General features: G+C 41.9%; 24 protein-coding genes, 1 pseudogene and 1 other annotated feature. Of the genes and pseudogenes, 17 read left to right on the top strand and 8 right to left on the bottom strand.

The window, feature by feature from the left end:
* Position 1: 1 nt before the first annotated feature.
* Together thiD and thiE are read left to right on the top strand one after the other, a co-directional pair.
* On the top strand, positions 2 to 808 hold the full coding sequence (gene thiD, locus L1611_RS16275; protein ID WP_236314775.1) for a bifunctional hydroxymethylpyrimidine kinase/phosphomethylpyrimidine kinase: 807 nt from the start codon (positions 2 to 4) through the stop codon (positions 806 to 808).
* Complete coding sequence (gene thiE / locus L1611_RS16270; protein WP_236314774.1) at positions 805 to 1,446, top strand: thiamine phosphate synthase; 642 nt, start codon at positions 805 to 807, stop codon at positions 1,444 to 1,446. Before thiD ends, thiE begins: the two co-directional genes overlap by 4 nt.
* 93 nt (positions 1,447 to 1,539) lie before the next feature.
* On the opposite strand, the gene L1611_RS20835 is transcribed toward thiE, so the two are convergent.
* The 3 genes from L1611_RS20835 to L1611_RS16255 all read right to left on the bottom strand — a co-directional run bounded on the left by L1611_RS20835 (position 1,540) and on the right by L1611_RS16255 (position 3,589).
* Positions 1,540 to 1,665, bottom strand: a complete 126-nt coding sequence (locus tag L1611_RS20835; protein ID WP_322972568.1) for a hypothetical protein — start codon at positions 1,663 to 1,665, stop codon at positions 1,540 to 1,542.
* Between the two features lie 93 nt (positions 1,666 to 1,758).
* Positions 1,759 to 2,700, bottom strand: a complete 942-nt coding sequence (gene rarD / locus L1611_RS16260; RefSeq protein ID WP_236314773.1) for an EamA family transporter RarD — start codon at positions 2,698 to 2,700, stop codon at positions 1,759 to 1,761.
* 160 nt (positions 2,701 to 2,860) lie between these two features.
* The gene (locus L1611_RS16255; RefSeq protein WP_236314772.1) at positions 2,861 to 3,589 is read right to left on the bottom strand and encodes a YwaF family protein; all 729 of its coding nucleotides are present in this window, start codon (positions 3,587 to 3,589) and stop codon (positions 2,861 to 2,863) included.
* Between the two features lie 331 nt (positions 3,590 to 3,920).
* Here L1611_RS16255 and L1611_RS16250 point away from each other — a divergent pair, with 331 nt between their 5' ends.
* From L1611_RS16250 to L1611_RS16225, 6 genes and pseudogenes are all read left to right on the top strand, one after another.
* Entirely contained in the window at positions 3,921 to 4,631 is a 711-nt protein-coding gene (locus L1611_RS16250; RefSeq protein ID WP_236314771.1) for a 5-formyltetrahydrofolate cyclo-ligase, read from the top strand.
* Positions 4,632 to 5,036: 405 nt separating this feature from the next.
* Complete coding sequence (locus L1611_RS16245; protein ID WP_236314770.1) at positions 5,037 to 5,408, top strand: DnaJ family domain-containing protein; 372 nt, start codon at positions 5,037 to 5,039, stop codon at positions 5,406 to 5,408.
* A 98-nt stretch (positions 5,409 to 5,506) separates the two neighbouring features.
* The gene (locus L1611_RS16240) at positions 5,507 to 5,755 is read left to right on the top strand and encodes a hypothetical protein (protein ID WP_225066032.1); all 249 of its coding nucleotides are present in this window, start codon (positions 5,507 to 5,509) and stop codon (positions 5,753 to 5,755) included.
* A 142-nt stretch (positions 5,756 to 5,897) separates the two neighbouring features.
* Positions 5,898 to 6,172: a binding site (T-box leader), on the top strand.
* Positions 6,173 to 6,342: 170 nt separating this feature from the next.
* Positions 6,343 to 8,016: pseudogene (metG, locus tag L1611_RS16235) on the top strand (methionine--tRNA ligase); the annotation flags it as partial.
* Positions 8,017 to 8,067: 51 nt separating this feature from the next.
* The gene (locus L1611_RS16230) at positions 8,068 to 8,580 is read left to right on the top strand and encodes a D-glycero-alpha-D-manno-heptose-1,7-bisphosphate 7-phosphatase (RefSeq protein WP_236314768.1); all 513 of its coding nucleotides are present in this window, start codon (positions 8,068 to 8,070) and stop codon (positions 8,578 to 8,580) included.
* A 363-nt stretch (positions 8,581 to 8,943) separates the two neighbouring features.
* Entirely contained in the window at positions 8,944 to 9,144 is a 201-nt protein-coding gene (locus tag L1611_RS16225; protein ID WP_236314767.1) for a hypothetical protein, read from the top strand.
* 7 nt (positions 9,145 to 9,151) lie between these two features.
* On the opposite strand, the gene L1611_RS16220 is transcribed toward L1611_RS16225, so the two are convergent.
* On the bottom strand, positions 9,152 to 9,376 hold the full coding sequence (locus L1611_RS16220; RefSeq protein WP_236314766.1) for a hypothetical protein: 225 nt from the start codon (positions 9,374 to 9,376) through the stop codon (positions 9,152 to 9,154).
* A 366-nt stretch (positions 9,377 to 9,742) separates the two neighbouring features.
* On the opposite strand from L1611_RS16220, the gene L1611_RS16215 reads away from it, so the two are divergent.
* From L1611_RS16215 to L1611_RS16180, 8 genes are all read left to right on the top strand, one after another.
* Positions 9,743 to 10,519, top strand: a complete 777-nt coding sequence (locus L1611_RS16215) for an alpha/beta fold hydrolase (protein WP_236314765.1) — start codon at positions 9,743 to 9,745, stop codon at positions 10,517 to 10,519.
* Positions 10,512 to 12,101 (top strand): UDP-N-acetylmuramoyl-tripeptide--D-alanyl-D-alanine ligase, encoded by a 1,590-nt coding sequence (locus L1611_RS16210; protein ID WP_236314764.1) that lies wholly within the window; start codon positions 10,512 to 10,514, stop codon positions 12,099 to 12,101. Before L1611_RS16215 ends, L1611_RS16210 begins: the two co-directional genes overlap by 8 nt.
* An 11-nt stretch (positions 12,102 to 12,112) precedes the next feature.
* Entirely contained in the window at positions 12,113 to 13,327 is a 1,215-nt protein-coding gene (locus tag L1611_RS16205; RefSeq protein ID WP_236314763.1) for a D-alanine--D-alanine ligase family protein, read from the top strand.
* A gap of 348 nt (positions 13,328 to 13,675) precedes the next feature.
* Positions 13,676 to 14,401, top strand: coding sequence for a M15 family metallopeptidase (locus L1611_RS16200; protein ID WP_236314762.1), 726 nt, complete (start codon positions 13,676 to 13,678; stop codon positions 14,399 to 14,401).
* An 861-nt stretch (positions 14,402 to 15,262) separates the two neighbouring features.
* Positions 15,263 to 17,347 (top strand): peptidoglycan D,D-transpeptidase FtsI family protein, encoded by a 2,085-nt coding sequence (locus tag L1611_RS16195; protein ID WP_236314761.1) that lies wholly within the window; start codon positions 15,263 to 15,265, stop codon positions 17,345 to 17,347.
* Positions 17,348 to 17,597: 250 nt separating this feature from the next.
* On the top strand, positions 17,598 to 18,905 hold the full coding sequence (locus tag L1611_RS16190; protein WP_236314760.1) for a lysine N(6)-hydroxylase/L-ornithine N(5)-oxygenase family protein: 1,308 nt from the start codon (positions 17,598 to 17,600) through the stop codon (positions 18,903 to 18,905).
* A gap of 275 nt (positions 18,906 to 19,180) precedes the next feature.
* The gene (locus tag L1611_RS16185) at positions 19,181 to 19,651 is read left to right on the top strand and encodes a redoxin domain-containing protein (protein WP_236314759.1); all 471 of its coding nucleotides are present in this window, start codon (positions 19,181 to 19,183) and stop codon (positions 19,649 to 19,651) included.
* 37 nt (positions 19,652 to 19,688) lie between these two features.
* Positions 19,689 to 20,282: an HD domain-containing protein gene (locus tag L1611_RS16180; RefSeq protein ID WP_322972567.1), complete on the top strand. Its 594-nt coding sequence runs from the start codon at positions 19,689 to 19,691 to the stop codon at positions 20,280 to 20,282.
* Between the two features lie 238 nt (positions 20,283 to 20,520).
* Here the strand turns inward: L1611_RS16180 and L1611_RS16175 are convergent, their stop codons facing one another.
* From L1611_RS16175 to L1611_RS16160, 4 genes are all read right to left on the bottom strand, one after another.
* The gene (locus L1611_RS16175) at positions 20,521 to 21,456 is read right to left on the bottom strand and encodes a metal ABC transporter substrate-binding protein (RefSeq protein ID WP_322972566.1); all 936 of its coding nucleotides are present in this window, start codon (positions 21,454 to 21,456) and stop codon (positions 20,521 to 20,523) included.
* An 18-nt stretch (positions 21,457 to 21,474) separates the two neighbouring features.
* Positions 21,475 to 22,332 carry a metal ABC transporter permease gene (locus tag L1611_RS16170; RefSeq protein ID WP_236314758.1) on the bottom strand — a complete coding sequence of 286 codons (858 nt, stop codon included), beginning with the start codon at positions 22,330 to 22,332 and terminating at the stop codon, positions 21,475 to 21,477.
* The gene (locus L1611_RS16165) at positions 22,329 to 23,078 is read right to left on the bottom strand and encodes a metal ABC transporter ATP-binding protein (protein ID WP_236314757.1); all 750 of its coding nucleotides are present in this window, start codon (positions 23,076 to 23,078) and stop codon (positions 22,329 to 22,331) included. The genes L1611_RS16170 and L1611_RS16165 overlap by 4 nt, the downstream gene beginning before the upstream one ends.
* Before the next feature lie 292 nt (positions 23,079 to 23,370).
* A complete protein-coding gene (locus tag L1611_RS16160; protein ID WP_236314756.1) occupies positions 23,371 to 25,140 on the bottom strand; it encodes a metallophosphoesterase family protein in 1,770 nt (589 codons plus the stop codon).
* A gap of 97 nt (positions 25,141 to 25,237) precedes the next feature.
* Between L1611_RS16160 and L1611_RS16155 the strand changes: the two genes are divergently transcribed.
* Positions 25,238 to 25,783, top strand: coding sequence for a nucleotidyltransferase family protein (locus L1611_RS16155; protein WP_236314755.1), 546 nt, complete (start codon positions 25,238 to 25,240; stop codon positions 25,781 to 25,783).

Below are 25,783 nucleotides of genomic sequence, written 5' to 3'. Positions count from 1 at the left end.
AATGACTTATAAGACATTGACGATTGCCGGTTCTGACAGTGGTGGGGGTGCAGGCATCCAGGCTGATCTCAAGACGTTCCAGGAGCTGGGCGTCTATGGGATGTCGGTCATTACGGCTGTGACTGCACAAAATACATTAGGTGTCCAGGGCGTTTATCCGATGTCCGTTGAAGCCATTGAAGAACAGATCAACTCGATTGCGGCCGATCTGGCACCAGATGCGCTGAAAACCGGGATGCTTTTCAGTGCGGCTATCATAAAAAAAGTGGGAGACCTTGTAGAGGCTAATTCGTGGAACAAACTCGTCGTCGACCCGGTGATGATCGCCAAAGGAGGCTCTCGGCTTTTACAGGAAGAGGCAGTAGAAGCGATGAAGGAACATCTCCTTCCGCGAGCCTATGTAATTACACCGAATATTCCGGAAGCGGAAGTACTGACTGGCATGAAAATCGAAATGGAAGAAGATCGGAAGGGAGCAGCTGAAGCACTTTATCAGTTAGGTGCGATGAATGTCGTCATCAAAGGCGGCCATACGGAGGATGATGATGCGGTCGACCTGTTATATGACGGGGAAGAGTTCCATGAATTCAAGAGTCCCCGTATCAAAACGGACCATACCCACGGGACTGGGTGTACCTTCGCAGCAGTGATTACAGCAGAACTTGCAAAAGGATACTCGGTGAAAGAGGCGGTCCATACCGCGAAAAAGTTCATCACTACTGCAATTTATAATGAACTGAAGATCGGCTCTGGTAATGGTCCTACCAATCATTGGGCCTACAAGCGTCAAGGGGTTGAAGTGAAATGAACTTGGGAAAAAACCTGTTGAAGCTTTATTTTATTATGGGAAGCCCGAATTGTAAGCGTAACCCTAGGGATGTTTTACGAGAAGCGATTGACGGAGGTGTCACTCTTTTCCAGTTCCGTGAAAAAGGTGAGGGATCCCTGACTGGTGATGCGAAAAGGAATTTTGCCAGGGAACTCCAAGAAATCTGTCGAGATCATCATGTCCCATTCATCGTTAATGATGATGTCGATATAGCCTTACAGCTTGATGCGGATGGGGTGCATATCGGACAAGATGATGAAGCGATCGAGTTAGTCCGTGAAAAAATCGGCTCGAAAATACTTGGTGTCTCCGCTCATAATGTAGAAGAAGCAGCAGAGGCCGTAAATAAAGGAGCTGACTACATCGGTGTTGGACCGATGTTCCCTACCGAAACGAAAGCGGATGCCCGTGAAGTTCAAGGCCCACGGATCATAAAGGAACTTCGGGAAGCAGGAATCCTTTTGCCGATCGTCGGGATCGGAGGAATCCAGCCATCGAACGCATCAGAAGTCATAAAGGCTGGAGCTGAGGGTGTGTCGGTCATTACGGCGATCAGCTATGCGAGCGATCCGAAGCAATCCGCTCAAGAATTTATCGATAGAATGAAAGAAAGCTGATTTTCTTGCGAGGATCAGCTTTCTTTCATAGAAGTGAAACTAGCGGTTTTCAAGCATTTTTTCAAATCAAGAATTGCTTGAAGGTGCATTCCTTCATGAAAAAACGGTGCGGACCAGTACTTGCTCAATCATTTCCATTCCCATATCAACGGCTGGGAACTCCTCTTCCAGCCGTTCTCCGTACAGTTCTTTGATCCTATACAGTAAGCTGGTCTTCACTTATGGGAGCCCATTGGAGACGTGTATGCTTTTTAAAGACTAAGTATAAGACTTTCAATAACCTTCTTCGCTGGTCACTTCGGCTTTTCTGTATCATCCATTATACGATTTTGCCTTGGTTAACCGTGGTTCGAACCGTGCGAGCAGTCTTGTGTTTGAAAGGGTGAAAATGCTCAACGCAAACCATATAAATAGGAAGGCGATGAGATGTACCTGAGAGAATATCTCATTGTAGAGGAATACTCCCAAAATCAGCATGATGGTCGGCGCAATGTATTGAAGGAATCCGATCATCGATAACGAAATCCGGTTTGCTCCAGTGGCGAATAACAACAATGGAATTGCAGTTGCGACCCCTGCCCCGACCAATAATAGAACCGTTAATGGATCTGCTGGTTGGAACGAACTTGAGCCATTGGCTGCCAACATACTTACATAAAGAAGGGCGACTGGAGTGATGAACAACGTTTCGATTGTCAGCCCAGTAAGGGCCCCAAGAGCGGTAAGTTTTTTCAACAAACCGTACAATCCGAAGCTTAATGCTAATGAAATCGCAACCCAGGGGATACTTCCGTAATGAAGGGTTAAGATCAGTACCCCAACGGCCGCAAGTACGAATGAAATGATTTGCCAGAAAGAAAGGCGTTCTTTTAAGACAATAACCCCTAATAGGACACTGACGAGCGGATTGATATAATAACCGAGACTTGCATCGACGACATGATTGTTATTCACAGCCCAAATATAGGTATACCAGTTGAGTGTGATGAAGATGGCCGCAAAGATCAGACCGAATAATTTTTTCCGATTCGCCATCAATTCCTTCAATTCACGGGTGAACTTCTTTAGCCTTCCTAAAACGGCTAAAACAATCAACATGAAAATGAACGACCAGACCATCCGGTGGGCTAAAATTTCTTCAGATGGGACATGGTTGATCAGCTTCCAATATAGCGGCAAAAACCCCCATAGTATGTATGCTCCAGCACCTGCAGCCACCCCAGCAACTTGCTCTTTCGTTTGATTCTCGTTCATAAAGCAGGACCTCGATTCAAGGTGGTAAATACTTTTTGTAAGAACAAGTTTAGTACCATTTGAAAAGAAAGACAATCGGTAAGTCTTGAGAAACGATTTTATAGACATTCCGCCGTTTTTATGGAACAGCTTTTCGATCAAATACATCTTTAAAAATTAATTATCTGGATGCTTTCAGGTCCGTTTTTCGTTTTCTGATAAAAGGGAATGGCAGATAGGTTAAGGTGAAGGTAACGACCATGACGATTTCCAGATTGAGAATATACCAAAATCCTTCTCCAAACCAGCTGAGTGGTGTTTTCGCTGCAGGAGGACCTTCTAAAAACATGTAATTCGCTCCGATTTGTTTGTTTAAATAAGAAATTGGAAGTGCCAGGAGGTTGATGGACAATGCAGCTTTGGGTACCGCAAACCGTTTAAGGCCATATTTCTCCACAATCAGGTAAAAGAAAACGGCAGTAACAAGTGTAATATGGTGGATGAAAAACTGAAAGAATCGGTAATGTGGAGTCCCATACAACAAATCAGGTGTCAAGATTGCTAAAAATGGCGGGATCAGAGCGAAAAAATAGACGATTTGGAAACGTGCTTCACTCGGTTTCCACAGTAAGAAGAGGATAGCGAATGAACTGATAGAACAAAGCTGTAGTGGAAGATGCCATCTCGGATCCCAGACATCATTTGCGAAACTCCAGATTTGATAGCTTGCCTCTGAGAGAACCAATATGGTGAAAATTCCCCAGCGGATCACCTGTTTTGCAGTCTTGTTCCTGCTAAGCTCATTTCTGGACATATAGATGAGCAGAATCGTTAAAATCATTATAGAGATAACGATCAGATGTGCTGTAGAAAAAGGCTCGAAGTTTTTCAATTGATCAGGAGCGAACATGGCCATCACCCTACTTTTTTCGAACTAGAATCCATTTGCTATAATGGTTCCACATTTTAGAAATGTTGTAAATAAGAAAATAAGTGAGGCATGCTATGGTTTGATAAAATCATTGTTTGATAGAAGAAAGCAGGTTTAAAGGATTTTTAACTTCAAATTGGTAAACGAGTACGGGAATGGGCCATCAATAAGCCAGGGGAAGCTTTATTCGGATAAAGATCGGGATAACAGGAAAGACTGCTTCACAAAAATGCTAGAGAATCCTTTGAAGATTGTTCTACATAGGGACCCCGGTGAGACGCTTTGAAAAATAAACAAGGAGGCAGGGACGATGGGAACGAAGGATGAAATACGTAAACGTGTATGGGAGCGGATGACAGAAGAGAAAGTGGGTCGATTTCCTTTTCCATTGAAGGGAAGGATTCCTAACTTCAAGGGTGCTGAGAAAGCGGCATCTTATGTCACCGATATGGATATATATAAAGAAGCGGATGTGGTCAAGGTGAATCCGGATTCACCGCAGCTCCCGATCCGAAGACAGATCTTGATCGATAGGAAGACCTTGCTTGTCCCGACACCTCGGTTGAAGGACGGCTTCATCATGGTCAAACCTGAGTGGGTACCTGAAGGCGAGGAGAAAAAGGGAGCGAGTCTGAGCCATATCCATACGTACGGAAAAGTCATCCCGCTAAAAGAAATGCCGACCATCGACTTGATTATCGTTGGTTCTGTTGCCATCCATCAAGATGGACGAAGACTCGGTAAAGGAGAAGGATATGCAGATCGGGAATATGCGATTATTCGAGAACTTGGCAATCCTGCTGTTCCCGTTATCACGACTATTCACGAGACCCAGCTTGTCGCGGATGATCTGCCAAGAGATGCCTATGATCTCACTGTTGATTATATCGCTACAAATGAGCGATTCATCAAAACAGAAAGTGATTACGAAAAACCGACCGGCATCCTCTGGGATCATGTGACCGATAAGGAAAAAGAAGAAATGCCCGTTTTAGAGGAGATCTATAAGCTGACACATTAGCCATTAGAAACCTTATCCAAACTTCATCGTATACGTTAACAGAGTGATTTTGATGGAAACGAATATCTTATATTTCTCTGGCAGCTTCTTTTCGGCAGGGATGACGCAAACTTTCAATGAACAGAATGAAGAATTGACCGCAGTTGTTATAGGCTACGATGATCATGAAACAAAACAACTCTGCAGCAACACCCGGAGCCACTACGGTAACACTCAGCAGTTTTCTTTTGAGTGTTTTTTAATCCTTCTTCCTAAAAGGTCCATTGTGTTTAATTCCAGGAAAAAGATGGAATAGTAGTAGGGCAAGCTGGACTGTCCCAAAGGTTCAGCATCTTTTCGCTTTTTTTACGGTTTATAAAGTCATTATTTGGTAAACTAGAAGTATAAATTCAGTGAGGTGATAACATGGACTTTTCAGCGGGTATTGCAGAAGAAAAGATCAGAGCGGCTTTGCAAAAGGGAGAATTCGATAACTTGCCTGGAAAAGGGAAGCCTCTTCCGAAGGACGACCTTGCAGGTGTTTCGGATGAACTTCGTATCAGTTATAAAATATTGAAAAACAGTGGGTTCATACCTCCTGAAGTCCAGTTGAAAAAGGACATGGTCACGCTGGAAGAATTGATTGCTGTATGCCGGGATGACATGGAAAGAACAGAGCTCAACAAACGCCTGAATGAAAAGATCATCCGTTTCAATAGCTTGATGGAAAAGCGGAAGATCAGCGAATCGTCAGCCTTCCACTCTTATCGAACTAAAATCGATCGTAAATTGTACTAAAAAAAGAATTCCTTTATTTTTTTGAAAATAAAGGATTTTCGACAAGAATAGGGAATACTACCATTAGTTTTGTAAATCCATTGTTAGGTGGTGACGAGATGAGGCTTGTCAAGCACTTAAATGATTTCCAGCACATTAAGCGACAAGGTACGGGTTATTTTATTGTTTTGGACACGAGCTCGACGAAAGTACATTCGGTCCAATGCAACTGGATAAAAGAGGAAAGCTTTGTACAGAAGGTCATCACAAACAACGGATCAAATGGAAGCTTTTACTGGGTCCAATATTGGAATTCTCAAGAACCAGCCTTCAAAGAGATCCCATGTCAAAAATGTATGATAGAATGATCAGCCCTCTGGTTAGAGGGTTATTTGTTTTTTTATTTATTCGAAAGACGAGGTACTCAGGTAAGTCTTTTGAGGTAAAGACTCAGCAAAAACCCACTTTACATTTTCACACTATTCTGTAATAATAACGAAAAATATAATGTTACCGATTTTGATGAGGAAAGTAGGTTCGTGCGTTTATCCATAGAGAGCTTCGGTATTCTGAAAAGAAGTGTTGAACGGCGAATTGAAAATGGCCTTTGAATCTCACTTTGAACGTGCTGCGTGTGCACCAGTAAGCTGTGACGGGGTTTGGCGTCCGTTAAAAATGCCAGAGTATAAGAGTGTGCAGTCGATCACTCCGTACTTCATGAGGCTGATCGTGTGAACGGTCAGTGAAAAAAGGTGGTACCACGGGAATCGATCCCCGTCCTTAGACAATTGTCTTCGGGCGGGGATTTTTTATTTCGGCCAGCACCTATGGCTTTTAGTAAAATCACGACAACTTTTCATTTTATTACGACACAAAACCAGAAAATCAAGACAAGAATGAAGAAAATCACGACAAGAGTCCCGAAAATCGCGACAAATTCAAGAAGTATTGCGACAAACCGCTTTTCACACTGAGATTTAATAAAAAGGAGGAAATGAACATGAACATTTATATTGGAGGAGCTTGGCCATATGCGAATGGATCTCTGCATTTGGGTCATATTTCGAGTCTGTTGCCGGGGGATATACTGGCTCGTTATTACAGGTTGAAAGGGGAGAATGTGCTTTATGTTTCAGGGAGCGATTGTAACGGCACACCGATAGCCATCCGTGCCAGGCAGGAAGGGGTTTCACCAAAAGAGATCACAGACCGCTACCATAAGGAATTCGAAAAGTCATTCCGTGAGCTCGGTTTTTCATATGATCTATACAACCGCACTGATGACCCTTTTCACCATCAGGAAGTGCAGTATATTTTCAAGTCACTACTGGAAAATGGATACCTCTATAAAAAGAAGGTGGAGCAGAGCTATTGTGAAACAGATCGCCAGTTTTTACCGGACCGTTATGTAGAAGGTTTTTGTCCGGTGTGCGGCGAGTCTGCGAGAGGTGATCAGTGTGATCATTGCTCGACGATCTTAGATCCAGCAGATTTGGTGGAGCCGACTTGTAAGTTATGTGGCAACAAACCGATTGTAAAAGTAACGGAGCATTTCTATTTTGCATTGAAAAAATTCCAAAAAAAGCTTGAAGAACTTGTACAAAAAGCTGAAAAAGAAGATGGCTGGCGACCGAATGCAATCCACCTTACGAAACGCTATTTATCTGAAGGATTAATAGACCGTGCGGCGACAAGAGATATTGAGCTTGGTGTGGATGTTCCGCTTGAAGGTTTTAAAGATAAAAAGATTTATGTATGGATTGAGGCTGTAAGCGGATATTTGACGGCGAGCAAAAAGTGGGCCGAGCTTCAGGAGAAAGACTGGAAAACATTTTGGGGAGAAGCACAAACAAAATCCTATTATGTACATGGAAAAGATAATATACCGTTCCATTCGATCATTTGGCCGGCGATTCTGTCAGGGCTCGGGGAATTGAAACTGCCAGACCATATCATTTCAAGTGAATATCTGACGATCGAAAAGAAGAAGCTGTCGACAAGCCGTAACTGGGCGGTATGGGTGCCTGATCTTTTGAAAGATTATCATCCAGATTCAATCCGTTATTTTCTTACGATCAATGGTCCAGAGCAAAGAGATGCTGATTTTTCATGGCGCGAATTCATCTACAGCCATAACAGTGAACTACTCGGAGCATATGGGAACTTCGTCAACAGGACACTGAAATTCGTTGAAAAATCATTTGATGGAATCGTCCCTGAGGCAGTTCCGGAATCATTAATCCTTGAAAAAGTGAAACAGACCTACGAAGTAGTAGAGACTCATATTGAAAAAGGAGAATTCAAACGAGGACTGGAAACGATATTCGAACTCATCCGGACCAGCAACAAGTATTTCGACGAACAGCAGCCCTGGAAACAGGTGAGCGAAGATCCTGCAGGGTGTGCCATAACGCTGAACACGTGCACGCAGATCATCGTAAATCTATCCAATCTCTTATTGCCATTCCTGCCTTTTTCATCTAGTAAAATTCAAGAATTATTAGCTCTAGAAGCACCATCCTGGGAATATGTCGAACTCCAATCGCTACGTCTAAAAAGGATTGAACCATTGTTTCAACGAATAGATGTAGAAAGAATAGACGAGGAAAGGCGAAAATTGGGAAGCTAGAGAGTATATTTTGATTTGGCACATTGAAAATTGCACTTGGGAGAGGATTAAATGAAAGTTGCGTTCTTCGATCGGGACGGAACGATTATCCGCGACTACCCGGACCATGAGTGGAGCAAAATCCATACTCCAGAATTCATTGATGGTTCGATCGAGACCATGAAAGAGGTTCAAGACCGGGGATATGAAATCATCATCATTACCAACCAGTATTTGATTAATGAGAGAATTATTACAAAAAAGCAATACGAAAACATCACTAACGAAATGCTGAAGGTATTGAAAGATTCTGGAGTTTTTGTGCTTGATATCTTTTTCTGCCCACATAGCAGAAGTGAAGGCTTTTCTTGTATAAAACCAAACCAGGGTATGATTGATCAAGCAACAACAAGCTATCCTTCCATTGATTTGAAAAGTTCTATCATCATAGGAGATTCAGAATGTGATATGGAATTAGCATGTACTGTTGGTATAAAAGGATATTGGATTACTGAAGATAATTCAGAAGAATTGCGTGAAATAACGCAAATTCAAAATATTACAGAAGTACTTAGATATATGTAAGAGGTGCTTACTTTGGAAAAAATTTAGTGAAATGTGGCGTTTATAGCTTTGTCCTTTCGTTTTTCTTTATTCTGATCGTTTACCCTCAAAAATCCAGTTACATAGGTACATTTTATGAAATGTTACGCTACTTAGGCATTGTGATGCTAGTCGTAGTTGCATGTGTGTTTATCTCTTTTTAAACGTTGAAAAAGAGAATTCGAAGGCAGAATAAGAAAAAGATGTTCATAAATGAGGAAGCACTGGAAGTCATGGCTGTTTTCTTCTTTAATAGTCCTTGCATTAATTTACTTTTCCTTGAAAGAATCAGTACCAGATAGTTCTGAATTTGATGATTATGCTTATTCGAAATATGGAGTTACCATGAATGATGAAAAATTTTTCGATAAGTTGAGTGAAAAAGACAAGATTTTAGATGGTTCAACTTATGGACGTGATTTTGGTCTGGTCTGTGTCTATGAAATGGAAGCAGAATTTGAAGGCGATCGATTCCATATTAAGGTGTTGGGGTATGCAGGAAGATTTTACGAGCTAGAAAGAGAAGGGACCATCACTTTTGATTGATTTTAGATCACATAAAAGAGCCGGTTGAAGTATACAAAAGGCCGTTATCATGATCGTAGTGACGGTCAGATAATCGGTCCTTATGTTTCTGCTGATTCAGTTTATCTTTCTTCGTTTTCGTCTTGCGTGTCCTCAAGTCCATCAATGCAAAATCGCTACGGTTCCATCCTGGATTCCGTCTGCCTTCACGCTCCAGCTTTCTCCGCTTTTTCCAAGCGTTGCTTTTACTCATAGTCTTCACTCCTTCATTTAGATTCTTCTATTATACCAAACATTTATGAACGGTTCATATGGACAGTTGAGGGCAAAAAACAAGATGAACTTGTTCTAAAAAATATTTCCATTCCCTTGCAGTTAAATAGGAAACATACCTAAATGACACTATCTGAACGAACAATATAGAATGAAAATGAGATGTAAAACGAATATATAGATCATCGGTTTTGGGGATCACTTTTTAGGATATTGAAATATATTGTGATTAGGCGGAAAATCGGTAATTGGAATGTCATCGAAAGCTGAAGGTATGATAATATAAATAAGATGACGTAAATAAAAATGACTAATTATAAATTCGTTGTAAGGAGCGTTTTCATCAATGAAAATAGATATTGGGGGCGTAAGCGTCAACTACCGAGTATCAGGGGAAGGGCGAAGCATCCTTTTACTGCATGGCTGGGGAACGAGCTTGAAGAGTTTCGAACCTGTCCATAACTTTTTAGAAAAGCATTTTAAAGTATACTCCATTGATTTTCCCGGCTTCGGTGAGAGCCAGGAGCCACCGGAAGCTTGGGATGTAGAAGCATACACGAACATGCTTTCCCGATTCATCAATGATTTGAACATAGAAGATCCAATTTTAGTAGGACATTCTTTTGGTGGAAGAGTGTCCATTCGTTATGCCGCACACAATAAGGTCCATAAAATCATTCTAGTCGATAGTGCCGGGGTAAAACCGAGGCGTAAATTCAGCTATTATTACAAAGTCTATACGTATAAATTCTTTAAAAATCTTCTGAACCTTCCTGGTCTACGCAACTATAAAGAAGAAATATTGACGAAGGTGAAGGGTAAGCTTGGTTCTGCAGATTATAAAAATGCATCCGGTGTCATGCAGCAGACGATGGTAAAAGTCGTCAATGAAGACTTGCAGCGTTTCATGCCGGAGATCAAGGCACCGACGCTATTGATCTGGGGAGAAAATGATACTGCGACTCCTGTGGAAGATGCGAAGATCATGGAGAAGGCGATTCCGGATGCCGGCCTGGTTGTCCTTAAAGGTGTAGGGCATTATTCATACTTGGAAAAACTCAACGAATTTCTCGTAATTATCGATAATTACCTTGAAAAGGATAAGGGGTGGAAGAATGCTTAGTTTCTTGTTTGTGATCGGGGTTGTTTTCTGGGGCCTCTATACTTGGTCCAGAATCCGCAAAGCAATCCATATGCTGCAACAAAATGGATATCGGAATGAGCGGTTCCAGAAATGGATGAAAGAAAACCGCAAAAAAGTCTTCCGAAAGCGGGACTTCATTCCTTTAATAACTGTATTGCTCGCTTTTGTGGATTTTCTAGACAATGTTGCCATTCTATTATTTATCGGACTTTATGTAATTCTATACTTATTGAGGGAAACTGAAAAAGAGAAGAAAAAACTTGTCGTCACTGCACGTGTAAAACGCTTGATGACAACCGTCATTCTTTTGGTTGTGATTATTGCTGGATTTGGCTTCTATTTCGGATTGATCAATCAAGTGGCGTTGGTACCATTATTGCTAGTGTATGTCATATTGAATATACTCAGCTTCTATGTCGTCATGGCTGGTAACACCATCAACTTACCGATCGAAAAAAGGATTGCACAAGGATATGCCAACGATGCAAAGCGTATCATCAGGCAATCACCGGACCTTGAAGTGATCGGCATTACTGGAAGCTATGGAAAAACAAGTGTGAAGCATATATTGAACACGATCCTTTCATCCCATTCAAATGTGTTGATGACCCCTGAGAGCTATAATACGCCGATGGGTGTCACGATTACGATCCGTAATATGTTAAGACCTTTCCATAAATACTTCATAGCGGAAATGGGAGCGAAGCAAGAGTATGACATCCAAGAGGTTTGTGATATCGCCCAACAAAAATACGGAATCATTACCTCCATTGGGGAGCAGCACTTGGAAACGTTCGGATCGCTCGACACGATCAAAAAGACGAAATTCGAGTTAGTTGACAGTCTTCCTGATGATGGAATCGCCTTTTTGAACAAAGATGATGAAAACTCTATGTGGCGGGCACCGAAAAGTAAGGCCCGTATCGTCTATTATGGAATCCATGCAGATGATTTGGATTATAGGGCAGAAAATATCAGTTTTTCTTCTAAGGGGACTTCTTTCAGCATTGTGAAAAAAGACGGGACGGCAATTGACATCCAAACGAAGCTGTTGGGTCAACATAATGTTTATAATATCTTAGCTGCTGTTGCTGCAGCCTCTGAGCTAGGGGTACCGGAGAAGAAAATCGAAGTCGCATCGAAAAAGATTGCACCAGTACCGCATCGTATGGAGATCAAAAAGCACTCATCCAATATTACCATCATTGATGATGCATTCAATTCAAACCCTGTCGGCTCTAAAATGGCACTTGATGTGCTTGGACAGATGGAAGGATATAAAGTGCTGATCACGCCAGGCATGATCGAGCTGGGGCCAGAAGAGTACAACCTGAACAAGAAGCTTGGCCAACATGCGGCAGGTGTATGTGACTATATTATTCTGGTCGGAAAAAAACAAACAGTTCCGTTACAGGATGGCTTGAAAGAGGAACAATATCCAGAAGATCAGTATTATATTGCCCGCAATCTGGATGAAGCCATCATGAAAATGAATGAAATCACAAAAGAAAAAACGGTCGTTCTGATTGAAAATGACCTTCCGGATACATTTAATGAATAGGGGTTGGAATAATGAAAATTAAAGTAGGCGTCTTCTTTGGGGGCGTTTCAGTAGAACACGAAGTTTCAGTGATCTCGGCGCTGCAAGCAATCAATGCGATGGACAGTGATCGTTATGAGCCGATTCCGATTTATATAGGTAAAAATAAAAATTGGTATACGGGGGAAGCACTGTTAGAGATTGAGAACTATAAAAGCATGAATGATCTCTTGAAACAATGTGAACGGATCACGATTACGACCGATGATCAGGGACGCCCTGTCATCAACCGGCACACAACAGGGATGTTCGGAAAAAAGCTCATAACAGGAATAGATGTCGCTTTCCCAGTGATCCATGGAACATTCGGAGAAGATGGGATTTTACAAGGATTTTTCGAGCTTCACGGTATTCCTTATGTCGGATGTGATGTCTTCTCGTCTGCAGTCGGCATGGATAAAGTGATGATGAAACAGATCTTACGTGATTCAGGCCTACCGATCCTGGATTATGTATGGTTCTATTCATCCAAATGGCTGAACGAACAGGAAGCGCTTATCGCTAAAATTGAAGCTGAGCTCAACTACCCTGTTATCATCAAGCCTGCTAACCTTGGGTCAAGCGTTGGTATCAGCAAGGCGACCAATCGTGAAGAGCTTGAAGAGGCTGTTGAACTGGCGATGGAATTTGCGAATAAGATTGTCGCAGAAAAAATGGTTACGAGTTTACAAGAGGTCAACTGTTCTGTTTTAGGTGATTATGAAGAAGCGGAAAGTTCGATCTGTGAAGAAGTATTAAGCAGTAAGGATATCCTGACATACCAGGACAAGTACCAAAGTGGAGGATCTTCCAAAGGCGGTGGTGCTTCGAAAGGAATGGAAAGCACAAACCGGAAAATCCCTGCAGCTCTTTCTGACGAAAAGACTGCCCAGGTGCAAGCCCTTGCCAAAGAGACATTCCAAACGCTCGGCTGCTCCGGTGTTTCCCGTATCGACTTTTTGATCGATAAGACGACTGATCGTGTGTATGTCAATGAAATCAATACGATTCCTGGATCACTTTCATTCTATCTTTGGGAGCCGACAGGCAAGTCGTTCAAAGAATTGACGAGTGATATGATCCAGCTTGCCCTCAAGAGAGAGCGTGAGCGCGAATCACTGACATTCTCTGTAGAATCAAACCTGTTTGCCCTCCATAGCGGTGGTGCAAAAGGTGGTTCGAAAAGTAAAATAGGATCCAATCAATAAGAATTATTATTGGATGGATAAGGGGCTGACACTTTTAAGGTCAGTCCTTTTTGTGTGCATTTAAAGAAAGTATAAAATACTTTCTTCTATGAGAGCACCTAAGGCTCAGCTTTTGCCAAGCTTAGTTTTAAAAGGAAAAGCAGGAAGTATGACCTGTTAAGCAGAAAGTAGATATATGCGTATATTGTAGGAAAGTTGGCATTACCAAGTTTCAATTCTCTGTAACAAGGGCAGAAGTATGATAGACCAACAAAAGCATACCTAGGAAACGAATACTTTACTGAATTTTAAAAATATTTACAACGTGAATTTAGGTAAGAAAGTAGTCCTAGAATGGAGGCTATCTGAATGAATCGAAACGACTATCCCGTACCACATGTTCAGCCGCTTGAAGATTGGAAGAAGGTTCCGATCAGAGAGAATAAGGAAGAGCTCATCTCGGTAAGTAGTGTTGATACCGAGTTGCTGGTTGTCGCACCTAAGTATCATGAAATGAGGCTTACAGGCGCATTGAATGACTGTTATGTCCGAGGTGAGGTAGTCATTAAACTCGTTGATGCAGCTCGAAATTTACCGAATGGACATAAACTGTTGATCTGGGATGGATGGAGACCGACCTCCGTTCAAAAGCAACTCTATGAAACTTATTTGATGAGGCTTTCCCAAGAATTCCCGGAATGGTCTGAGGAGAGGCTTCGAGAAGGGACACGCCATTTTGTCTCGTATCCGTCAGAGAACGAAGAAGCACCAGCACCACATATTACCGGTGGAGCAGTAGATGTAACGATTGTAGATGAAAATGATGTTCCACTACCTATGGGGACGGAGTTCGATGATTTCACTGAACAAGCCTGGACGAATTATTATGAAGAAAAGAAAAACAATGGTGGGAAACTGAGTGAAGAAGAGGAAATGTTTCTGAAAAATCGTCAGCTGCTGAACCATGTGATGACCTCTTCAGGATTTACAAACTATCCTGCGGAATGGTGGCATTTTGATTATGGAAATCAATGGTGGGCAAAACAAAGCAACGAACCAGCCGCCAAATACGGGCTCGTACATTTAGAGGTTTAAGGATTATTCTGGTGGTGGGAGTATGTAGGTACGGTTACGAAACGTTCCGTTGAGATAAATCCTAGGTCTTTTACCAAATGATAGACGACTTGTGCTGAAGAAACATTTAAATATTCTCTTATTTCCCTGTTTGATATTTTATCACCTATTAAGAGTGAATAATCTTCAAGTGCATTAATATGTGCGTCTTGACAATAATCATTGCAAGCACTACAGTACCATTTTCCCCAATCTCTATAAAGGGGTAAATGAAAACATTTTGGACAATGGACGCCTTTGATCACATCTGTTTTTCTGATTCTATATTTTGTCAATAAGTCCAGATTATGAGGTATGCCAGAGTTAAGCAATACCCTGCTTAGCTTCCGTACCTCTTTTTTTGCATATTTAATTTCTTTATGTATTACTTCCAATCTTTATTGTTTATCAATGAGTGCTTTGCTTGGATGACTTAATGGCAATCTTCGTGATAAAGCTTTTAATTTCTTTAGTTTCAAAGGTACTGTTCTCTTTTTAATAATCAAATAACCATTCCCTTCATAATTCATGTGTATAATTTCGCCTTATATTGACCGATTCCTTATTAGAATTATAAGTTCTTTACCAACATTTTTGAGTGTTTTACCAATAAATTTCTGCTGTTTACCAATGTTTTTACTTACTTTACCTATAAATTAAAGGGAGCTCGAAATACCTGAAAATTTAAACTGCCTTTCTCCAGGCAGTTTTTTGTCTAGGACTAAAGATTCAATCTTCATTTTCTGTACTACTACTGTAAAAAAATGATGAAAAAGTGCAACATTTACCATCCAAAAGGGTCTATAATAGAACTAGAACATTGTTTTAAAAGGGGAGTAAAGGTTGGATAACATCGAGAACAAAAAGAAAAAAAAGAAATTCCTCCCGGCAAGGCTCAACCTGCTTTTCATGGTTGTATTTATTTTGTTTACAATACTGATTATCAGGTTAGGGTTCGTGCAAATCGTAAACGGGGAGTATTTCAGAACACAGTCGGAAATGACAACGAATATTGAAGCATCCGTCCAGACTGAACGCGGAAAAATGTTTGATCGAAATGGAGAAGTTGTAGTCACAAACATGCCATCATTTGCATTGACATATATACGTATTCAAGGAACGACTGCTGAAGAACATCTCAAATATGCAGAAAAAATCGCAGCGTTGATTGAAATGCCGACAAATAAAATAACTAAACGGGACTGGCAGGATTATTGGATCCTGAAACAAGGTAAGACATCAGCTGGAGGTTTCCGGGCATATGAAATGAAACTGTCAGAAAAAGAACTGAATTCAAAGGAATTAGAAGACGATAAAAAATACAAAAGAGTTCGAGATCGGATCACCGAAGAGGACCTTAGACCTTTAAAAGAGGATAAAAAAGAAGAAGAGATCCTTGCTGTCAAACGTGAGCTTGATAGTGCAACAAACTTGGATGTCACTTTTGTGAAGAAAGGCCTTTCAGAAAAAGAGATGGCTGTCATCGGGGAGCATTTAGGTGAATTGGATGGACGTTTCAGTATCGCGTCAACAGCTACACGTGCCTATCCTAAAGGGAATGAGTTTTTCTTTGGAAGTATTAAATCCATTCCAGCGGATCAACTTGACCATTATCTGCTAAAAGGATATGCAAGGAACAATTTAGTCGGTACGAGTTACTTGGAAGCCCAATATGAAGGCATTCTAAGCGGACAAGACAAAACATACACTTTCACGACTACGAAGGACGGTAAACCGATCGGGGCGCCTGAAGTCTCAATGGGAAGCCGCGGGCATGACCTTGTTCTATCCATAGATATGAATCTGCAAAAAAAGGTCGGTAAAATTCTCGAGGAAAAAATCTCAGTGGCACGCAGCCGAGGAGATGGTCCCGTCAACAGCGCATATGTTGTCATGATGGACCCGAATACCGGTGAAGTTCTCGCCATGGTAGGAAGGGAATTGGAAAACGGTAAGTTTACAGATGATTCCTATGCGACATTACAGAAAGCCTTTGAAATGGGATCTACTGTAAAAGGAGCAACAGTACTTGCCATGTACCAAATGGGTGGAGCACCTGTTATTAATGACAAACCTGTCCATATGAGAGGTAGAGCTCCTTTCAGTTCATATGGCGGAAACAATATTGGTGTCGTTAATGACATAAAGGCCCTGGAGCAGTCATCCAATGTCTATATGGGTGTCGGAGTTGCACGACATGCAGGGTTTGGAATTTCGGATAATGGTGGGCATTACTCGGCAAGTGTAAATAAACGGCCAAAGTATTTTCAAACCATTCAAAAATTACGAGATGTCTATAGTTCTGTAGGTATGGGTGTGAAAACAGGGATTGATCTTCCAGGAGAGGCACTTGGTTATGAAGGGAATTTGCAAACCTCTGAGGCAGGAAAGTTGTTTGACTATACGATTGGACAATTTGATACGTATACACCAATCCAGATGGCACAATATGCTTCTACAATTGCTAACGGAGGATATCGGATTCAACCACACTTATTAAAGGAAGTTCGCTATTCAACAGGTATGGATGAGCTCGGCCCGCTTGTCTCAAAATATGATACAGAAGTGATCAACCGTATTGACAATACGGAAGAAGAAATTAATCGCATAAAAGATGGGTTCTATATGGTAACACATGGCTCGAGAGGAACTGCTCGAGAGCTTAATGGTACCAAAATTGCTGGTAAGACAGGGACAGCTCAAAGGCAGGGTGGACCAGGAGCTTACAACTTGACTTTCATTGGATATGCCCCATATGACAACCCTGAAATTGCATTTTCAGTCGTTGTTCCGAACCTCAACAGCGGCCATATTAATGTTGAAATTGTTGGTGAGATTGTAAAAGCTTACAACGAAGGTTACACGCCTGAAGATTCGGGAACAGAAAATGAAGAATCAGAAGATAACGATGCTCTGGCTGAAGAATAAAAAATTTGATGATCGGCGCCCTGAGGGGTGTCGATCATTTTTTGGTTTACGCTCTTTTCATTAAGTGAAAATATAAAATGCACATATTTTGTGGCACGAATCCTAACATCGACACGATTTGCAAGAGCTGAATCAAACGTTTGTTCAAAGCAAGGAATCCTGCTTGACAACAAAGTTTTTCAGTTCAATCAAATGTTTGATCAATCTGGCCTGATGTTACGGTAATAGCTAAGGTAAAGGACGTGGGATGATGCGTGATAAAAAAATTTATGATCTGATCGGAATCGGGATTGGTCCATTCAATTTAAGTTTAGCCGCTTTAGTCGATCCGTTCGACGAGATTGACGCTTTGTTTTTTGATCAGACCTCAAAGTTCGAATGGCATCCGGGTATGCTGCTTGAGGGGTCTGATCTTCAAGTCCCGTTCCTTGCCGATCTCGTCACATTGGCTGATCCGAAGAGCCCTTATTCATTTTTAAATTTCCTTCATGAAAAGAATCGACTTTTTAAATTTTACTTCTTCAACCGTTTTGATATCCCCAGACGGGAATATAGTGATTATGGAGCATGGGTAGCATCGGAATTAGACAACTGCGTTTTTGAAAAAAGAGTGGTGGATGTGGAGTACATTAAGGATGAGGAAGTATATAAAGTTCATGTGAATGATTCGGAAACGCAGGCGCTCGAGAAATTCCATGCACGCCATATTGTCATCGGAACCGGAAGTGTGCCGATGATTCCAATGGAGACGGATGGATGTTCTTCTGAAGATGTTTTTCACTCAAGCCAGTACCGTTTTTACGAAAATGAGGCGAAAGAATCCGAATCAATCACGGTAGTCGGTTCCGGTCAAAGTGCTGCAGAAGTGTTTTACGAACTGTTGCTTGATCAAGACAAAAAAGGCTATGAACTGACGTGGTATACGAGGTCTGCAGGATTCATGCAGCTCGAATCGGCAAAACTAGGTCAAGAGGTTTTTTCCCCCGATTATATTGCATACTTCCATCAGCTGCCTTTTGAGGATCGAAAGGATGCACTTTCGACGCTCGACCAGCTCCGAAAAGGGATCGACCCGGAAACATTGAAGCAAATATATGATCTTCTGTATCATCGTTCTGTTGATCAAAATGCCAACAAGGTTCGTATCCAACCGCTTACTGAAGTGAATAAGATTAGGCCCAATAGTGAGGGGCCCGGTTATGAATTAACCTGTCACCAATGGCAAAAGGAAGAATCGTTTGGCCATTTATCGAGAAAAGTCGTACTAGCCACCGGGTACAAGCCGCATTTGCCTGAGTGGTTTGAACAATTCAGGGATGAAATCGAGTGGGAGGATGAAAAACGGTATAAAGTCTTATACGATTATTGTCTGGAATTTAAGGATGATCGCCCGAATCATGTTTTTACATTGACTAATTTGGAACATTCCCATGGAGCTGGTGCGACTAATCTTGGCTTATCTGTGGTCCGTAACCAAAAGATCATCAACAAGATTGCGGGTAAAGAGCTGTATAAGGTTTCTGAAGACACGGTATTTCAACAATTTGAGTCGAAATGACCTATATTGAAAGATGTCGATAAACCGAAAAAATGTACATCCCTGTCAGGACGCCAATCCCTAAGTAGACTGCGGAGATCTTGATCAATTTAATGCTCATCTCCATTCACTTTCCTTCACAAAATTTTCATTCTATATTTAGACGATTTATTCTTGGCGTTTAGTACTTTGGAGGAGGGTCCAATGTCCTGTACGAACATAAAATCAAATGTTTAGAGCTGTGAATAATAGGGATACTTTAAAGGTAACGTTGTTTAAAAAGGAGGTTCTATCGAATGGGCACACCATTGGAAGTTGGGCAAGCTGCACCGGATTTCAATCTGTCTTCGACGACCGGTGAAAAAATCAGCTTATCTCAATTCAAAGGGAAGAAGCATGTCTTAGTCGCGTTTTACCCGTTGGATTTCACCCCTGGATGAATTAAGGAAATCACCTCTTGGAAAGAGGATTTCAAAGAATTTCAGAATACTGACACCGAGCTTCTTGCCATCAGTGTTGATCATATCTACGCTCACAATGTTTTTGCTGCAAGCCTTGGAACGTTGCCTTATCCGCTTTTGTCAGATTGGTTCAAAAAAACAGTAAGGGATTATGGTGTATTGGACGAGGAGAAGCAGACAGCAAAACGATCGGTCTTTCTTGTGGACAAAGAGGGGATTCTCCGCTATAAAAACACGAAATTCGATGCAAATGACCGTGATCAATACCTCGATGTCTTTTCTCATTGCAAGCATCTTTGTGTATAATTTAAAAGTGTAAATGAGAGACAAGGGGGAAACGGTTTTGGATATCAATCGTTTGCAGCAACAGATGGGGTTCATCATTGAAATCGATAAGTTGAAAAATATTTTGAGACAGACTCATATTACAGGTGGAGACCGGCAAGAGAATGATGCTGAACATTCGTGGCATTTAGCGGTGATGGCGCTGATTTTAGATGAGTACGCGAACGAGAAGGGTATTGACACCTTGCATGTCATCAAGATGCTGCTCATTCATGACTTAGTCGAAATCGACGCAGGGGACACCTTTGCGTATGATGAAAAGGGATATGAAGATAAGGAAGAAAGGGAAGAGCAGGCAGCAGAGCGCATCTTCTCGATTTTACCAGATGATCAAGCGGACATGATCTATGCGCTTTGGAGAGAATTTGAGGAGAGGGAGTCTCCAGAGGCAAGATTTGCAGCCGCCTTGGACCGATTGCACCCGATGCTTCTCAACTTCGCGACTGAAGGCGTTGCTTGGAAAAAGCATAATATCATCAAAGAGCAGGTTATGAAACGAAATGGAACAATCGCGGAAGGTTCAGAGGCACTTTGGGAATATGCACAAGCTATCATTGAAGATGCAGTGGAAAGTGGATATTTGAAGGAATGAAGAGACCCGGTAAAAGCCCTATTTTTTAAGAAAGCCAAAGTTATTCGAAAATGGGTTATTAGAGGACATCTGTTACGTTATTTCGGTAAAAAGACGCTGTCTTACAGTGATCTACCGTAAATAAGGTCTTTGGTGTCCTCTATTTCTGTAGGATATGGTGTTTTAAGCGGTGTCGGTGTCCCGTCGTTACATAAAAAGGATGACTCCAATGCGAGTCATCCCTGCAAACGTATCTGTTCTAATGTTTATTCAGTTGTTCCCTGATCGTGTCGATGTTCCATTTCATCATATCAATGTAGGTGTCACCGTCTCCCCCAGGTTTTCCGAGAGAGTCCGTGAATACTTTGCCTCCGATCGGAACCCCGGTTTCACGAGATACGGCTTCCATGCTGCGAGCGTCAATACTCGTTTCGAGGAACAGAACTTTGATATCCTTTTCTTTGATCAAATCGACAACTTGTCGGATCTGATCTGGTGAGCCTTGGTTTTCAGCGTTGATCTCCCAAATATATCCCGATTCGATATCGTACGCGTCACTGAAATATTTGAAAGCACCTTCACTCGTGATCAGGTAACGCTTCTCTTTAGGGATCTCATTAAAACTGTTTTTTGCGTCTTCATGCAGACCTTTCAATTTGCTGATATATTCCGCTGCATTTTTTTCGTACGTTTCTTTATTTTCCGGATCGACCTTGATCAGTCCATCTCTTACATTTTCAACATATTTGATTCCGTTTGAGACATCGAGCCACGCATGAGGGTCCTCTTCACCCTCCTTGCCCTTTGACGTTAAGTATTTTGGTTCAACACCTTCACTAAGGCGGAATACGGGAGCATCTTCACCGTCTTTACCCGTTGTACCGAGCAATTTTTCAAACCATGAATTTCCTGCTTCAAGATTCAGACCATTGTAAAAGACAGCATCCGCATCAGCGGTTTTCTTGAGATCTTCAGGAAGGGGCTCGTATTCATGCGGGTTTGCCCCGATTTTAACCATACTGTGGACTTCAACCTTATCACCGCCGACGTTTTTAACCATATCCTGCAGAATCGAGTATGTCGTCACGACTTGAAGTTTTTCACTGTTCCCTTGGGCATCCTCATTACCACCACATGCGGCAAGCAATAGTGTCATCAACACCCCAATAAATAAAAGATACATTTTCTTAAACATTTTTTCCTGTTCCCCTCTCTAGTTTGCTAGCGAAGCTCTTTTTCTTGATTTGATGACTTTCCGAATAAATCCGTGTCTTGGTGAGAACAAGAACACTGCGATGAACAATAGTGTTGATACGAGTACGATTGTAGCTCCAGATGAAAGGTTATACATAAAGCTGAAATACAACCCGATGACTGAGGCGACGACCCCGAATCCTGAAGCGAGGTAGATCATCACCCATAGGCGATCGGTCAACAGGTAAGCCGTTGCGGCAGGTGTGATGAGCATGGCAACGACGAGCACGATCCCTACCGTTTGCAAGGAAGCGACAGTCACCATCGTGAGCATTGTCATCAATAGATAATGGACCAATTTCGTCGATAGTCCATATGCAGAAGCCATCGTCGGATCAAAGGAAGTGACGAGCAGTTCCTTGTAAAAGAAATAAACTCCTGCGATAACAAGGATGCCGATGATCAACGTGATCCACATGTCTGAAGGCCGTACGGCGAGTACGTTTCCGAAAAGAATATGATACAAGTCTGTACTGCTCTTCATAAAGGTGATCAGTATAATCCCGGCAGCAAAGGCGAACGTAAACAAGATCCCGATCGCTGTATCATTCTTCAGGCGGCTGTTTTGGCTCACAAAACCGATCCCGATTGCAGTAAGAACTCCGGTAATGACAGCCCCGAAAAAAAAGTTGATACCGAGCATATAGGATAGGGCCACTCCTGGAAGTACCGCATGAGAAATGGCATCTCCCATCAAAGCCATGCCTCTCAGGATGATGAAGCAGCCGATGACACCGCAGATGATCCCGACCATGACGGAAGTGATCAACGCTTTCTGTAAAAATTCATAGTGGATGATGGCTTCAATGAAGTTCATGCTTGCTTCACTCCTATTTCGTTCTTCATGAATGCGAGGGGGTTCCCATACGCCTTCTGGATCGTATTGACCTCCAGTACATCCGTTACTTCACCTTTTGCGATCAACTCTTTATTCAATAAAATCAATTCATCAAAGTAAACATTGGCTTTACTGAGGTCATGGTGGACGACAAGCGTTGTTTTTCCTTCTTTCTGCAGTTCTTTTAATATTTGCATGATCGTGTTTTCACTGGAAACATCGACACCGACAAACGGTTCATCCAAAAAGAAGATGTCTGCATTTTGGGCCAATGCCCTTGCTAAAAAAACACGTTGCTGCTGCCCTCCTGAAAGCTCACCGATCTGGCGTTTGCTGTAGTCCTGCATACCGACACGCTCCAAGCATTGATAAGCCCATTCACGTTCCTGCTTCTTAGGGCGCTTGAATAAGCCAAGGTGTGGGTAAGTCCCGATCATCACAGCATCGATGACATGGATTGGGAAGTCCCAATCGATATCATTCCGTTGCGGCACATAAGCGATTTTCTTCCGAATTTTTCTAATCGGTTTCCCGAGGATTTCCACTTTACCAGTTTCTGAAGGGATAAGCCCCATCATTGCTTTGATCAACGTCGATTTCCCAGCACCATTCGGGCCGATGATCCCGACAAGAGCTCCTTCATCTACTTGGAACGATACGTTTGTCAATGCGACATTACCGAGGTAGGATACGTTCAAGTTTTTAACGGATAAGGCATTTGACATTCTGCACACTCCTTTCATTTCACAATCTTTCGTTCTTTTATTCTTTATATGCTCTGTTGCTTGTGTACGTAACTAACAACGTTAACCCTATAAATAAAAGTTGTACGCGTGCAACTTTTTCTCAAAAAATAAAAATGACTATTAGTGACAGTCATAATATATGCCTGATTATAAAAATGTTTCCTATATACAAAACTTAAATCATTCTGTTTAAAATGTCAATAGAAAATGATACGTTAATTTTCGACATAAAGAAACTCCCGGGTAGATTCCCGGGAGCATGGGGTGTAGTTTAATTGGCTGTAGTCGTCTTTGTACTGTTCGCTGGGATGGTCAGTTCAACTTCCAGGTATTGCTTATTGCCGGAAGTCACATCCTGTTTCACTTCTCCCGTTGAGACATCATAATCACCCTTAACTAGGTAGATAGGAATGGTGACCGTCATATCTTTTTTCAATCGGTTCGTGATGCTGATCTGTTGTTCTGAGGCAGTACCGTCATTCGGATTTGAATACTTCGACTCCAGGGACATGATGCCGCTTTCGGTATCCCCGTTTTGATATACTGGTACTGAGTGACCATCCTCTTCATAATTATAATCTGTAATTTTCCCATCCTTCACTTGGAACGGACGGAAACCTACCCATGGCCTTCCAGAAAGCTCAATAGCAGTTGTCGTGGTATAAAGGATCCCATCCTGTTGAGTTACATCATCGATATGTGTATGCCCGTGCAAGCTGAGATCCACATTGTATTGTTTCATGATATCGATCAATTCATGCGCATTTTCACCATGCCATTGCTGATCATACTTGATACCGAGCTTTTCTCCAAGGATCAAGGTTTGTAGATTTTGCGGATTATGCTGCGCATCGTATTGCTTCCAGTATTCTTTGACTTCAGGATCAGCCTTCGGCCAGATGTCACGGTCACGCCATAGTGGATTGTGGTGGGAGAACAATCCTTTGATTTGTCCAGCTTGTGCTGTTGCTGCGTTCTTTTCCAAATCTTCTTTTACCCATTCGAGTTGCTTTTCCCGGATCTGTCCGCCCCAAGTAGGAACGGAGACTGTTCCATGGCCGCTTCGGTCAAATTTATGCCAATCGAAGGAGTTATAGCCGATGAAATGGGCATAAGGACCATAATCAAAGGAAAAGTACTGCGGGCCGAAGTATTGCTCCCAGTATTTTGCCCCATCAGCGAGTGTGGCGTCCTGCGCGTAATAGTCGTGATTTCCTGGTACGAGATATACAGGTACATCCAGTTTTTGAAGCATTTTATACGTTTCTTCATATTCATAGATGTATTCTTGCGGATTCATTTGTCCATACATAAGATCGCCTGTGACAACCACGAAATCGGGATTCTTCATATTGACCTCTTTGATTGCTTTTTGAAGATAGAGCCAGCGTTTTTCAGGATCAGGGTCCCACATGCCTGCCTCTTTCAATCGACCAGGATCTACAGATGATGGATCGTCATGGTCACCTAGGTTACGAGGTGAGCCGATGTGGGTATCCGTGAGATGCAGGAAAGTGAAATCCTTTTTGAATTCTTCGACTACCTTTACTGAATGGGGCTGCTTATCTGTTTTTCGTTGTCCATTGGCAGTATATGCGACTTGTAGATCGTAAAGTTCTTCAGGTGTATTTTCAGGTATTTTCACGGTCACATCATGGATGGTCGCACTCTCTTTCCAATGGGAATCACCAGTTGAAACCTTCTCGATAGGTAATTCGTAGGAATCAATAAAAGCCGAATGGTTCGTCGGTTTAAGCTTTACACTCCAGTTACCTGCCTCTTTCCCTTGGCTATCCATTTTTATGGTCAGGGTTTGTCCTTTCTTTTTGATGGATGGGGTTGCAAAAAGAGGATAGATGATGTCATTCACCTTCGGATCGATGGCAATGTTCGGCACCTCATCAAGATAAATTGTCGTATCACCGATTCCGCCATCCTGTTTGCCAGTCGTATTTAAAGGACCTTCAACAGCATTTGCTGTCACCGGTATTATTATGGAAATAGCTAACATGAAAAAGAAAAGCCTTTTGGACCAGTGCATATTTCAGTAACCTCCTGTAATTTATTCGAGGTCAGTTTAGCAGTGTTTTGTAAAAGCGGTATAAACGATTCGTTACAAATCGGTAAGGAGTGAGTAAATGCAAAAGTTTGTCATAGAGAGAGTTGCAAATGCATTGAATAAAGAAGGCATTTTCTGGGGGATCGGCGGCTCACATGTTCTTTATAAAAATGGGCTGGGTATCCAACCGAATGATATCGATTTGATGATTCGAATAGAGGACGCCAAAAAAGCGATAGATGTAATGGATCGTATTGCAGAGGAGGTCCCAACTGAGAGAAAAGCCCCTTTTAAAACGAAATCCTTCAAAACCTATCAAATGGGCAGTACGTCAGTCGACTTCATGGCAGGATTTGCGTTGGAAAATGATTCAGGTATTTATGAGTTGATTCTGGATCAACAAAGCATCACCTATGACCACTTTCATACTCCATACACATCGCTGGAGGATTGGTTCATCCTCTATCAATTGATTCCGAAAAAAGGGGAAAAAGCCGACCTTATCGAATCTTATTGGAAGGAATATGGTGTTGAGAGTCCCTTCTTATTAGAGAGGGCTTTCAATCAACCTTTACCTGAAAGGGTGAAAAAACGAATTCATAAATGCTTGTCTTTGAAGAGGTGA

Origin of the sequence: Pseudalkalibacillus salsuginis (assembly GCF_021646685.1) — a bacterium.
Classification (GTDB): domain Bacteria; phylum Bacillota; class Bacilli; order Bacillales; family Fictibacillaceae; genus Pseudalkalibacillus; species Pseudalkalibacillus salsuginis.
This window is presented reverse-complemented; position numbering and strand designations above follow the sequence as displayed.